This window comes from Candidatus Neptunochlamydia sp. REUL1 (assembly GCF_963457595.1).
Classification (GTDB): Bacteria; Chlamydiota; Chlamydiia; order Chlamydiales; family Simkaniaceae; genus Neptunichlamydia.
Genome location: NZ_OY735137.1, coordinates 872,094 through 883,940 on the forward strand (window position 1 = coordinate 872,094; position 11,847 = coordinate 883,940).

At 41.0% G+C, this 11,847-nt stretch carries 12 protein-coding genes and 3 pseudogenes; 6 read left to right on the top strand and 9 right to left on the bottom strand.

Annotated features, from left to right (window positions below; genetic code table 11):
• Nucleotides 1–49: 49 nt before the first annotated feature.
• Nucleotides 50–268 (bottom strand): hypothetical protein, encoded by a 219-nt coding sequence (locus tag R2I63_RS04950; protein WP_316359478.1) that lies wholly within the window; start codon nt 266–268, stop codon nt 50–52.
• Nucleotides 255–749, bottom strand: coding sequence for a hypothetical protein (locus R2I63_RS04955; RefSeq protein WP_316359480.1), 495 nt, complete (start codon nt 747–749; stop codon nt 255–257). The genes R2I63_RS04950 and R2I63_RS04955 overlap by 14 nt, the downstream gene beginning before the upstream one ends.
• A gap of 4 nt (nt 750–753) precedes the next feature.
• Between R2I63_RS04955 and R2I63_RS04960 the strand changes: the two are divergent.
• Nucleotides 754–1,134: pseudogene (locus tag R2I63_RS04960) on the top strand (IS5 family transposase); the annotation flags it as partial.
• A 14-nt stretch (nt 1,135–1,148) separates the two neighbouring features.
• Here R2I63_RS04960 and R2I63_RS04965 read toward each other — a convergent pair.
• The 4 genes from R2I63_RS04965 to asd form a co-directional block, all read right to left on the bottom strand.
• Nucleotides 1,149–1,391 carry a hypothetical protein gene (locus R2I63_RS04965; protein ID WP_316359481.1) on the bottom strand — a complete coding sequence of 81 codons (243 nt, stop codon included), beginning with the start codon at nt 1,389–1,391 and terminating at the stop codon, nt 1,149–1,151.
• 5 nt (nt 1,392–1,396) lie between these two features.
• On the bottom strand, nt 1,397–3,007 hold the full coding sequence (locus tag R2I63_RS04970) for a hypothetical protein (protein ID WP_316359483.1): 1,611 nt from the start codon (nt 3,005–3,007) through the stop codon (nt 1,397–1,399).
• Nucleotides 3,008–3,139: 132 nt separating this feature from the next.
• Entirely contained in the window at nt 3,140–3,283 is a 144-nt protein-coding gene (locus R2I63_RS04975; RefSeq protein ID WP_316359485.1) for a hypothetical protein, read from the bottom strand.
• A gap of 407 nt (nt 3,284–3,690) precedes the next feature.
• Entirely contained in the window at nt 3,691–4,599 is a 909-nt protein-coding gene (gene asd / locus R2I63_RS04980; protein ID WP_316359487.1) for an archaetidylserine decarboxylase, read from the bottom strand.
• Nucleotides 4,600–4,830: 231 nt separating this feature from the next.
• Here asd and secA point away from each other — a divergent pair, with 231 nt between their 5' ends.
• Nucleotides 4,831–7,758: a preprotein translocase subunit SecA gene (secA, locus tag R2I63_RS04985; RefSeq protein WP_316359488.1), complete on the top strand. Its 2,928-nt coding sequence runs from the start codon at nt 4,831–4,833 to the stop codon at nt 7,756–7,758.
• A 304-nt stretch (nt 7,759–8,062) separates the two neighbouring features.
• On the opposite strand, the pseudogene R2I63_RS04990 reads toward secA, so the two are convergent.
• Nucleotides 8,063–8,752 (bottom strand): annotated as a pseudogene (locus R2I63_RS04990) (IS6 family transposase).
• 236 nt (nt 8,753–8,988) lie between these two features.
• On the opposite strand from R2I63_RS04990, the gene R2I63_RS04995 reads away from it, so the two are divergent.
• From R2I63_RS04995 to R2I63_RS05010, 4 genes are read left to right on the top strand one after another with little or no spacing between them, the layout of a single operon-like run.
• Entirely contained in the window at nt 8,989–9,477 is a 489-nt protein-coding gene (locus R2I63_RS04995; RefSeq protein ID WP_316359490.1) for a glycosyltransferase family 92 protein, read from the top strand.
• Between the two features lie 33 nt (nt 9,478–9,510).
• Nucleotides 9,511–9,879 carry an IS630 transposase-related protein gene (locus R2I63_RS05000; protein WP_316358055.1) on the top strand — a complete coding sequence of 123 codons (369 nt, stop codon included), beginning with the start codon at nt 9,511–9,513 and terminating at the stop codon, nt 9,877–9,879.
• A complete protein-coding gene (locus tag R2I63_RS05005) occupies nt 9,866–10,336 on the top strand; it encodes an IS630 family transposase (RefSeq protein WP_316359762.1) in 471 nt (156 codons plus the stop codon). The genes R2I63_RS05000 and R2I63_RS05005 overlap by 14 nt, the downstream gene beginning before the upstream one ends.
• Before the next feature lie 48 nt (nt 10,337–10,384).
• Nucleotides 10,385–10,774: a glycosyltransferase family 92 protein gene (locus R2I63_RS05010; RefSeq protein ID WP_316359764.1), complete on the top strand. Its 390-nt coding sequence runs from the start codon at nt 10,385–10,387 to the stop codon at nt 10,772–10,774.
• Between the two features lie 31 nt (nt 10,775–10,805).
• On the opposite strand, the pseudogene tnpA reads toward R2I63_RS05010, so the two are convergent.
• A pseudogene (gene tnpA / locus R2I63_RS05015) lies at nt 10,806–11,027 on the bottom strand (IS200/IS605 family transposase); the annotation flags it as partial.
• Nucleotides 11,028–11,204: 177 nt separating this feature from the next.
• A complete protein-coding gene (locus tag R2I63_RS05020; RefSeq protein ID WP_316359494.1) occupies nt 11,205–11,804 on the bottom strand; it encodes a hypothetical protein in 600 nt (199 codons plus the stop codon).
• Nucleotides 11,805–11,847: the final 43 nt, after the last annotated feature.

Genomic DNA, 11,847 nt, shown 5'->3' on the forward strand with positions numbered 1-11,847 from the left:
TGTTTGTCCTAGAAGAGGCTCATACAGGGCAGCTTTTGATGTTTGCGATTTAGGAGTCTTTATTCTGTTTCGCTTTTTCTACACATTTAATCCATTCTCCCCAGGAGGCAGGGTCTGCTGTTCCACCTTCTTCCCAAATTGACAATTGCGTAGCACTTAAGATGTCTCCAACGTCATCTGACTTTGTGTTATTATAGTACATCTCTAAAAACTCTCTCATCCCATTGAAAGCTTCAAGATAAGTAAGGGTTTTTTCAACTTTTTCCATTCTTTTGTCCTGGTTTCACTGGGCTCGCAAGCCCTGCCTCTGGATGAAAATTTCTCGGGGTCTTATTTAATCCACCGTCTCTTATTTCCCCATTTTGAGAAAAGGTCCAGACTTGACTCCCGTCTTTTTGGATTTTAGCATGCCAAGATTTTCCGTATTTATCCACCCCTAGAAAATTATTTGGCTCCCCAGCAACTTCAAGTAGTAATTTCCTATTCGCTGCGGTGTCAGACAAATGCCCCGGTTTATCTCTAAAAATATGCTTTATGTTCTTTTCAAAGAAATTGGACGATTTTTTGACTTGATTACCAAAACCACCAGGAGGAGGAAGCACTCCAGTGGTCAGCTTATCTCTAGTTTCCTTTGCCTCGTCAGTATACATATTAGCATGTTCTGTGCCAAAAACCGCATCAATTTTTTCATGCCCAGTAACCACGCTTTCTTGGAAGGCTTCTCGAGGATCTTTCTCAAACGGATCCATGTCTTTGAAATACTCCGAGGATGCACATGGTATGCCAGTCCGAATTGTTGTTACGCAAGGTACCACTCATGACAGCACTCAAGCAAGTTTCTTGATCCAAGGTATTTCAGCAGAGCATTTGCTCGCCGATAAAGCTTATGATAGTGACGCAATTATATTGCAAGCCGAGAGCCAGGGCATAAATCCAGTCATTCCTCTGAGGTCAAATCGCAAAAAATGGAGGGAATTTGATAAAGAACTATATAAGCTTCGACACCTTGTAGAAAATGCTTTTCTCCACCTAAAACGATGGCGTGGAATAGCCACTCGATATGCCAAAAACACAGCTTCATTCATAGCTGCAGTGCAAATTCGTTGTATCGCTCTTTGGGCTTCTATCTCATGACGACACTATCTAGATCAAAGCAAGTCTCTTTCTGGTTCTATGTCAGCTAGGCCAATGTCCTTTTCATCAATGTGGAAGATCGGAGCTTGGTTTTTCATTGTAGCTATTACCTCGTGATAAGCCATAAGAAACCCCGTATTGAAGTCAAGAGATTCGCCTTCACCAGGTTTGTCCGCATCTTGTTTTGCCCTTTTTGCATTGTCTTTAAACAATTCTGTTATTTCGTTGATGTAGTTATTCAAGCTTTCTTTTCTCATGAGGTTTACTCCAATTCAATTAAGATGCCTTCCAATATTTCTTTTTGCGCTGTATAGCACTTTATCTCCTTCGGCCACCCTTTTTCTAATAGGGACTTTTTTTGGTTTGGGTGGAGTGAATCCCATTCTGGAACATACTTCGAAGGATTCGCAATTTTATCTTTGTGTTTAATAATCTGCTTTTCGTAGCTTCTTATACTTTTTTCAATTTCTCTGGTAGATCGACCACCATACTCAGCTATAAGCTTAGAATGCTTACCTCCATTTTTCGCGGTTATATATGCTTGGCTTAAAGGCTTTCCATTTTTAGCTACGTTACTAAACCCACCAGGAGGAGGAAGCACTCCAGTGGTAAGCTTATCTCTAGTTTCCTTTGCCTCGTCAGTATACATATTAGCATGTTCTGTGCCAAAAACCGCATCAATTTTTTCATGCCCAGTAACCACGCTTTCTTGGAAGGCTTCTCGAGGATCTTTCTCAAACGGATCCATGTCTTTGAAATACTCCGAAGTATTATTGAGCTTCTCAGATATATAACCTGTAGCACCTAATATAATTTTAAGCTGTTCTGTGACTCCATCGTAGACTTCATGGACGACAACAGAACCAACCTCTCTCGCTTTATCAGCTGCTTGAGACCAAAAAGATGACATCTCTTCTTTAGGGACGTTCATTCCCTCAGAAGCTATCAAAAGCTCTTGACTGAGTTCTTCTTTAAGGGTGGTGTTTTGCCTTTCGATAGTCTCTATTAGCAGAGTATTTTTCTCTGGAGTAGGTTCTGATTTTGGCGTTACCCTTGACGCTTGATCATAGTCACGATGCGTATTATCCAATTGAGTATCATGATTATTACCGTCATATGGTTCGTAAATCTCCCCGGGCTTATTTACGGGTGTCCTAGGCTTGGATGTTCCTTTTGGCTTTAAATCTCCATTTCCCTCAGAATCCGCAGACGCAGCAACGGCTCCTCCAACGACAGCAGGCATAGCAGCACCACTCGTAGCGACAATTACCACAGTAGCAGCAACTACAACAACTGCTGCGATGATGACTTCTTTTTTATGTTTTTTAACGAACTTTTTTGTGGCTTTCCAGCTTTCAGAGATCCATCCGCAGTTGAGGATTCTTGGAGATTGATTTCTGTAAAGCACAGCTGGAGTAACCTTAACTCCGTAGTTTTCATATCCCTTTAAGGAGGTATTCCACCACCAATTTCCAGCTTCACTGCGTTCGTCATCGTCATCATCAAGAGCAAGCGTTGAATTATTGGGTTCGCCTCTTAACCACTTAATGTCCTCTTCGAGTGCAGATTTGCCTTCTATGGCGTCGTCTTGCAGACCATTTCTAGCTAAGAAAATTACGAAGTTCATGACTTGATTAGCTTGTGCGGAGCTGAGGTTTTTCTCAAGAGTTTCTCCGTATGCTACTTCCCAGAGAAAGTCTGTGATTCTTTGATAGGACAACGTATCGTAGTTGAGCAAATCCCAGGGAGACCATGTTGTGGAAGTGTTTACCTTCTGGATTGTTGGCGTAGCGCTAGCTGGTGCATGCCATATCATCGCAGGCAAACATAGCGTGAATAGTGTTGCTTTAAGAAGATTAACGAGACGAGACATTGCGTTATCCTTATCAAAGAAGTGATAAGCAATAAGAAATTACTTTTTAACGATTTTTAAGGCTTTAAGAAAATTTTGGCCCTCAGAGTTGCGCTGTGTTGGGTTGTTTGGTTTGGAGGCTTGTGAAGAACATTAAGAACTGGTAAAATTGAGAGCCTCAACTATATCGACAGCTTCTGAAAATTGCCTGTTATCATTCCCATGTCTTCCTTTTGGAGCTGGTAACAAAGAAGCAATTTTTTCCCAGATCTCATCAGTAATTGATTCTCTTAACATAAAGTCAGTTTCCTTCGGTTTTACTTTATGCAAGTCTAATCAATTATAGAAAGAGCCCCTACACCATACTTGCCTGGCAATAAAGCAACCCCAACCATGCCAGTAGCCATCATTTCAAATGACTTCTCTAAGTGTTTCTTCGATTCCTCATTATTGCAACGAATATGGTGTTGATATACAGCAATATCAAACTTATTTTGTTTCTTTGCTTCACTATCAAAATAGGAGAGCGTTTACTCAAAGAACGCTATTCTATAACTTAAGTTGTTTATTATTTATGAGTTAACTCTCTGTTTTCACATATTGCCATAAATGGATATTTCTTATCCTAGAACTTCTGAAAATTCCTCTATGAAAATTGATTTTACGTTTCTTTTAAAAATTTTTGCATCAAGGTACCACCCAATTTAGAAACCACATCCTAGAGGCTCTCCCATCTTAGCATAGGTTTCAACATACTCTTTTGAAGCATCGATCAGGTCTTGCTCAAATTGAATTTTCCCCGGCTGGAATAAGAGGATCAGGCAAGACCCACCAAATTCAAAGTATCCTTTTTCCGATCCCTTTGCACATAGTTCGCTTGGTTGATACGTTTGCTGTATAGATCCCACACAAGTGGCTCCTACCTCAATATACGCAATCTGCCCAAAAGAACCACCATCGAGCAGTGTGATCACTCTCTTATTTTCATTGAGGATCGAGATATGCTTTCGAAGCGCAATGGGATTCACTGAAAAGAGGGGGCCATTAATCAACTTTGATGTTCCCGGAATACATGCACAAGGAAAATGAAACCTATGATAATCGGTTGGACACAGGCGCGCAATCATCATGCTTCCCCGTTTATAAAGCTCAAACACAAACTCATCATCAACAAGCCTGCGCAAATCAAACTTCTTATCCTTTACGTAGAATCCCTCGACCTTGGAAACATCTTGAAAAACGAGGTAGCGTCCATCGGCTGGAAGAACTGCAACTTTTTCTCCTTTTTCGATGGGGCGCGATTCAGGCTTAAGTTTTCGGACAAAAAAATCATTAAACGATCCATAACTTTCAACGGAATCGGCGAATTCACTAACATCTACCTTAAAATCTCGAATAAATGGGAGGATCTTTAGCCGACTTTTTTTTGACTTTTGCTTTCTTCCATAAAAGTTGGAGAAGAAAGGAATGGCGCTAATAATGGGGAGGAGAACCATTGAAAAAAGCTCCGCTAAGAGACTGCTTCCATAGATAATTTCAAGAAAAAATTTGCCATAAACTTTTTCTTTTCTTAGCTCTCCTGTCTTCCGATCTCTGTAGGTAATCTCTGCCATGAACCTATCTCACTATTAACAATTTCAGAGTTTTGAAATATTTTTTTTCAGAATCTGAGATTTCTTTGCGCATGATACTTAGCAAAATAGGATGGAAAGAAATCTCAAATTCTGAGAAAAAAGACTCAGCGGGATGGTGTTTAGAACAGTCAAATAGGCTCATAGTTGTAACGATAGCACGTAAAATCAGTTTTAGGCTATAATGATTAGTTAAACAAAAATTAGGTAACGATGTTTGGTTTGATCAAAAGAATCTTTGGTACGGCTCAGAGCCGCCAGGTAAAACGGTTTCAGAAAATTGTCAAAAAGATTAACGCGCTTGAGGAAGAGTACCAATCTCTATCTGATGAGCAAGCAAAAGAAAAGGTGTCGGAGTTTCGCAAAAGGCTAAATGGAAACGAGACCGTTGATGATCTTCTGCCTGAAGCTTATGCCCTTGTCAAAAATGTGTGCCGCCGCTTGGTCGGGACTGGCATTCACGTTTCAGGGTATGATCAGAAGTGGGACATGATCCCCTACGATGTGCAGCTTATTGGTGGTATTGCCATGCACAATGGATGTATCTCTGAGATGCAAACGGGTGAAGGGAAAACCCTTACCGCATCCATGCCTTTATTTCTTAACGCCCTGACGGGTGAACCCGTTCACTTGGTCACCGTCAATGATTACTTAGCAAACCGTGACTGTGAGTGGATCGGAGAAATTTTCCGATGGCTTGGCCTAACGGTTAAATCCCTAACAAACAGTGTTCCTCCCCATGAAAGAAAAGAAATTTATAAGGCAGATATCGTATACGGAACCGCTTCTGAATTTGGATTCGACTACCTGCGTGACAACTCAATGGCCCATTCAATTGATGAGCAGTGCCAACGGGGCTACCATTTTGCCATTATTGATGAAGTCGACTCTATCTTAATTGACGAAGCACGAACTCCTCTCATTATTTCCGGGCCTACTGCTCAATCTAGACAGATGTACGACGAACTAAAAACCGAAGTGTCTCGCATCGTCCGTCTGCAAAGAGACCACTGTAATAAACTTGCTTCCGATGCCCGCAAGGTTCTCGAAAAACTCGGACGTCTTAAAGAGGTCGAAGAGCAAGAAAAGCTCTCTAAACAAGAGAGCAAGGAAGAAGAAGAGGCATTCCGCAGGCTATGGCTTGTAGGGAAAGGAACCCCTCAAAATAAGATTCTCAAAAGACTTAAAGAAAACCCTGAGCTCCGAGCTGTGATGGAAAAATGGGAAACCTATTTCCATGCAGAGGCTAATAAAGAAGAGCGTCATGAGATGCTTGCAGAGCTATACATCATCGTCGACGAAAGAGCTAACGAGTACGAATTGACCGATAAGGGAATCGCCTCGTGGACAGGAGATAACGAAGAAGCTAAAGATGACTTTGTGATGCTTGACCTGGGTCATGAGTATGCAAATATAGATGGAAATCCTGCGCTTTCTGATCAAGAAAAAATGCAAAAAAAGATCGCTCTTCGAGAAGAAGACAGCAGACGAAAAGAGCGCTCACATAACTTGCGCCAACTCTTCCGTGCGCACCTTTTGATGGAAAAAGATGTCGATTACATCGTTCAAGAGGAAAAAATCGTCATCATCGATGAGAATACAGGGCGTCCACAACCTGGGCGTCGCTTTTCAGATGGTTTGCACCAGTCCATTGAAGCAAAAGAGTCCGTTCCGATCCAACAAGAGACCCAGACCTATGCTACGATAACCCTGCAAAACTATTTCAGAATGTACGATAAGCTTGCTGGGATGACCGGTACAGCAATGACCGAAGCTAACGAGCTGAAAGAAATTTATAAGATCGATGTCCTGGATATCCCTACCCACAAAAAGTGTGTTAGAAAAGATGCTGACGATGAAATCTACATGTCTGAGCGGGAAAAATACAACGCAATTATCAAAGATATCATCGAAGTTAATGGAAATGGACGCCCCATCTTAATCGGAACAGAGTCTGTTGAGGTTTCTGAAAAACTTGCACGGATCCTAAAACAAAACAAACTGAATTACACCATCCTCAATGCGAAAAATCATTCTAAGGAAGCTGAAATTATCGCTCAAGCAGGGCAGCCTGGAGCGATTACCGTTGCTACAAACATGGCAGGACGTGGAACCGATATTAAATTAGGCGACGGTGTTGCTGAGACCGGTGGACTTCATGTCATCGGAACAACGCGCCACCAATCTAGACGTATTGATCGACAGCTTCGCGGGCGCTGTGCCCGTCAAGGAGACCCAGGAACTTCGAAGTTTTATGTCTCGTTTGAAGACCAGCTCCTACGGCTTTTCACCTCTCCAAAACTCACCTCTTTCTTGCAGCGGTTCCGCCCTCCTGAAGGAGAGCCAATCACTGCAAAAGTTCTTAATCGTTCGATCGAAACAGCGCAAAAACGGGTAGAACAACGAAACTACTCCATCCGTAAACATACGCTGCAATATGACGATGTGATGAACAAGCAGCGGCAAGAGGTGTACGCATTCCGCAACGACATTTTAAGACAAGAATCCTCTATTGCCCTTGCTGAAGAGGTCCTCGAAGAAGTCTGCTCTCAAATGGCAGGGCAATTCTTCACTTCTCGAACCGAAGAAGGTGGTTGGGATCCTCATGGATACGCCGAGTGGCTGATGACCCATTTTCCTGTCACAATCGATGAGGAAGCACTTGATGATGACTATCATACGATCGAAGATATTGAAAAGAAAGCCTCTAGTCAAGTTGTCGACATCTTCAAAGCTAAGCTCGACCATGAAGCACATACAATCGCTTCCATTCAGGAAGACACGGGGAAAGAGGTAAATGCCCATCCCGTTCTTTATGAGATCGTCCGAAGTATCCTCCTTGGCAACATCGATAAACTGTGGCAAGACCACCTCCTATCCATTGATCACCTCCGCACAGAGGTGAACATGCGGGTTGTCGGTCAAAAAGATCCTCTTCTTGAATTCAAACATGAAGCGTTTGCTCTATTTGATTCCTTTAGCAGTGACCTTAAACTCCAGATTGGCCATGCCCTCTTTAAGTTTGAGATGATGCCGCCACAAGAGCGAAACCCTCTTCAAAATTTAAGAAAGAAACGTCGCGATCCCTATAAAAAGGATCCCGACTCTGGCCTCTTTCTTCCAAATGGCCCGCTCAATTAAGTCAGAGCTCTACGCTTTTACCGGTTCTGTTCTCTAATTGCGCGCAAGAGAATCTCTCATTTTTCCAAAATAACAGGAATTTTCCAGTGTTCTCTCCGGGGTCTTTTTTTGAGGAAGATATTTTTTCCTCGCCCCAACATGAGCTCCGAATAAAATGAGCAAACAATGTTGTAAACGGCATCCAAGTACCAACAGAACCTCGTTTTGCTCATTTTAAGCCCCCAAGCCTTCAGCTTGCTCCATTTTTTTGTTGCAAAAAACACCGAGTCCATTCAAGCAGAAAGTTTTCACTCTCTTGTTGTCGTTAAGCTGCTAGGTCATTCTCTTCAAATAAGCTTTCAATAAATATCTTTACATCACAGGCGTTTCCATCCGAGGCCCCATCAATTTGTCCTTTGAAAATCATATGCATTGCTTCAATCCTTTCAATAGTATTTCTTGCTGACGCAAATTTCTTGTAACCAAAGGAATGATGATATTGTTTTTTGACCGTCCAATGGTCCTGCTCAATAATGTTGTTCAGATACACTCTTCGAAGCTCTGTATTTACAAAGATCCCCTTCTCTTGCATTGCTGCAAAAGCACATGGATAAGCCTTGTCCTTATCGACATTGATTACTCTTGGATCTCCGATAGAAGAAAGCTTTTGAAAAAACATAAATGTGGCTTTTGCATCCCGTTTTTTGCTCAAATAGAAATCGAATGAATCGACCTATAAAGGCAATGCCAGACTCCTTTAATCTTGATGTAGGTTTCATCAACCCTCCAAGACGCATTTGGAGCTCGGACAAATTTTGCTAATCTCCTTCTGATTTCTAAAGCGTACCGTTGGACCCATCGGTAAATGGTTGTATAGTCAACAGTCAATCCTCGTTCATTCATCATCTCTTCTAAATTTCTATAGCTGAAGCAATAGCGGCAATACCATCTTACGCAGAGTAAATATGATACATGATTCATAATGACGCCATTTGAAAGAACTATTTTGGTCTATCTTTGCTCCTGTACTCTGGATCTAAAGAACAAATTATCCATTCCAAGAAAATATTTTGCCATTACCTATTTTTTGCAAGATTCTCTTGCGCGCAATTAGAGAACAGAACCCATTATACTGCTTTGTTCCTCGAGTGATGAACTTTTCAAAGAATATTGTTTATTTCTAGAAGAAAACAATTCAGCTATATTTACATTTTATGGCATTCTTGAAAAAAATAAGGATAGATAGCAGCAATGATAATATTAAAAAAAATTGTAATTATTTTATGCTTTACGAGCATTATTTATGCAAAACATTCTGTCTCCATTTTGTCCACATTTAGAAATGAAGGGAGGTTCTTAGAGGAATGGATCGAGTATCATCGATTGATTGGAGTTAACCACTTTTATCTGTATAATCATTGTAGCACTGATAACTACGAAGAGGTTCTTCAAAAATATGTAGATATGGGAATTGTGACCTTAGAAAAAAATCTTAATCAGGATAAACCACATATAAAAAGGTTGCCTAATGGATTTATTTTAGATGTGGTGCAGCATGCCAATGCAAATCATTTCATGGAATCATATGCAAAAGAGTCTGAATGGGTCGCCCATATCGATATCGACGAATTCATTGTCATTCCTGAAAATTTTAGATCTATTCTTCACTTTTTGGAAAGTTTGCCAAAAAAGAAAGATGGATACAAGATTGCAGGATTTTTCATGTACTGGAAGCTATAGCTAAAATATTTCGTTTTAGTTATAATTTTTTGAATGACATATTCGCTAGATTTTAGAAAAAAAGTTCTATCGATCCGAAGCAAAGAAAAATTAAGCTTTGCCCAAGTAGCAAAACGCTTTGGAGTAAGTGTAAATAGTGTGTTTCTCTGGTCTAAGAGGTTAGAGCCGAGGCGCACTAAAATCAGACCTGCAATAAAGATTGATAGAGAGATCTTGATGGAGGATATCAAGAAATACCCTGATGCCTTCAACTATGAACGAGCACACCGTCTCAAAGTAAGCACTTCAGGCATTCGGTGTGCCATGAAGAGGTTAAGAATTAGCTATAAAAAAAACGCTCAACCATCCCAAGGCCTGCGAAACAAAAAGACAAATCTTTCAAGGAAAAATCGCAGAATATAAACGTTTGGGAAAGCCAATTGTATATATTGATGAAAGCGGGTTTGCCCATGATATGCCCCGCACCCACGGTTACTCCAAAATAGGACAGCGATGTTTTGGTACTCATGATTGGGGAGCAAAAGGAAGAACAAATGCAATAGGGGCATTACTTGGAACAAGCCTCCTTACACTTGCGTTATTCGAGTGCAATATTAATACAGATGCCTTTTCCATTTGGGCAGAGGAGGACTTGCTACCGAAACTTCCCTCTGAAAGTATTCTGGTTATGGATAATGCTTCATTCCATAAAAGCAAATCTATGCAAGAGAAGATCCACGCTGCAGGCCATACCTTGGAATATCTTCCTCCCTATTCCCCTGATCTAAACCCTATTGAACACAAGTGGGCACAGGCAAAGTCTAAGCGAAGAAAATATCAATGTGGAATAGACGAACTTTTCAAGGAGCACTGCCTATAACTAATTTAAGTCACTTTAGCTATATTTGGAACTTCAAATGTCAAAGAGATCCCCAAAGGGGAGTCTGTCATCAATCACCTCACAAGAAGAATGAAAATTCAAGACAAAAGCAAGGTTGACTTCAAGGCAATATTCAAACCAGAATTTGCGATAAATGTCCATGCGCACAACCCTTGGTCCTATAGTGAAGGATATACTCATCTTGAACTTGATTACGACCAAATGTGCATCAATCATTACACTGTAAGAGATGAAAAATGGTTTTTTGAAGTAAAGCTTCCGTTGATGGAAAAAAATCTTCAAATTGGTGAAGAAGTGAGAAGAAACGCTGTAGAGAATACACGTGAGTATTTGAATATGTTGAACGAAGAACAGGATTTCACAATTCAGAATTGGCTCAAAAAAAACTGTCAAGGTTCTTTCTACAAGTGTAACTAAACAACGCCTCGCCTATAAGTCGAGGGGTTAATTAGGGGTCGATTTGAAATCGACTATTATCTTGTAGAGGCTCACCTTCTTGTTCGTCAATGTATGACTGAATCATCTCATCCGTAATATTTCCTGAGCTTACCACTAAATAGCCTCTGCCCCAAAAGTGCCTTCCCCAAAACATCTTCTTCAAGTGGGAAAACTCCATCAGCATTATTTTCGAACTCATTCCCTTCAACCACTGCATGACTTTGCTTACATTTGATAAGAAGAGATTTGTCGATAATGTCACCTGGGTTATCTAAATCAAACGATTCAAATGTTATTCTGAAACCTTTGCGCTTCTTCTTCTCCTTGTGCCGTATTAAGAAATTGTCTTATCGCAAGGTTAGAATATTTGTACACCTATATAATTACACTTCACTCCATGACTAATGCACTAGACAGGGGGCGTATTCATAGGTTTTAACATGCGCCCTCCAAAATAGAGAAGAGGTGCACTGATAAGACAGTAAAGAAACCAAAACCGACTACTCCACTGGAGGGTAACAACCCCATCTTTAGCACAAAAAAGTAGTAATATTCCAAGCATACAAAGATGTGCACCGATCATTAAAAATAGCAGAGGAAGAATATTTCCCCGGCGCGTTACCTCTTCCTCTTCTTCTATAATCTCCATATGTTGAGCTGGAGCAGGAGTGGGGGGAGGCACATGATCTTCGATGTCCATCTGCTCATAGGATTGGAAAAGAGGGTTCTCTCTCGCAGGCTCTGCTTCCTTAAAAGGCGTTTCTTCTCGCTCATCGGGAACGCCAAGCCCTTGCCTATTACGAACAGAGTAGGGGGGCTTATATAAGGAAGCTAAGCTCTCCTGAAGCGTTTGATCCACAAATTTTTTATCTTGAGATGGTGCAGGTGTTTTTGATGGTTCAACAGACGATGTCAATAAATCAGTTCCGCAAAACGGACAGTAGGTTGCTTGATGACTCACATCAGCTTCACAATTCCAACAAGCTTTTGTCCTATCTACCTGCTTCATTCTTGGGTCCAAATTTATCCTGTTAATGCCATCTTAACGTATT

Coding starts and splice junctions, on each gene's coding strand:
- R2I63_RS04950 (WP_316359478.1), bottom strand. CDS start 268: ATGGAAAAAGTTGAAAAAACCCTTACTTATCTTGAAGCTTTCAATGGG.
- R2I63_RS04955 (WP_316359480.1), bottom strand. CDS start 749: ATGGATCCGTTTGAGAAAGATCCTCGAGAAGCCTTCCAAGAAAGCGTG.
- R2I63_RS04965 (WP_316359481.1), bottom strand. CDS start 1,391: ATGAGAAAAGAAAGCTTGAATAACTACATCAACGAAATAACAGAATTG.
- R2I63_RS04970 (WP_316359483.1), bottom strand. CDS start 3,007: ATGTCTCGTCTCGTTAATCTTCTTAAAGCAACACTATTCACGCTATGT.
- R2I63_RS04975 (WP_316359485.1), bottom strand. CDS start 3,283: ATGTTAAGAGAATCAATTACTGATGAGATCTGGGAAAAAATTGCTTCT.
- asd (WP_316359487.1), bottom strand. CDS start 4,599: ATGGCAGAGATTACCTACAGAGATCGGAAGACAGGAGAGCTAAGAAAA.
- secA (WP_316359488.1), top strand. CDS start 4,831: ATGTTTGGTTTGATCAAAAGAATCTTTGGTACGGCTCAGAGCCGCCAG.
- R2I63_RS04995 (WP_316359490.1), top strand. CDS start 8,989: ATGATAATATTAAAAAAAATTGTAATTATTTTATGCTTTACGAGCATT.
- R2I63_RS05000 (WP_316358055.1), top strand. CDS start 9,511: ATGACATATTCGCTAGATTTTAGAAAAAAAGTTCTATCGATCCGAAGC.
- R2I63_RS05020 (WP_316359494.1), bottom strand. CDS start 11,804: ATGAAGCAGGTAGATAGGACAAAAGCTTGTTGGAATTGTGAAGCTGAT.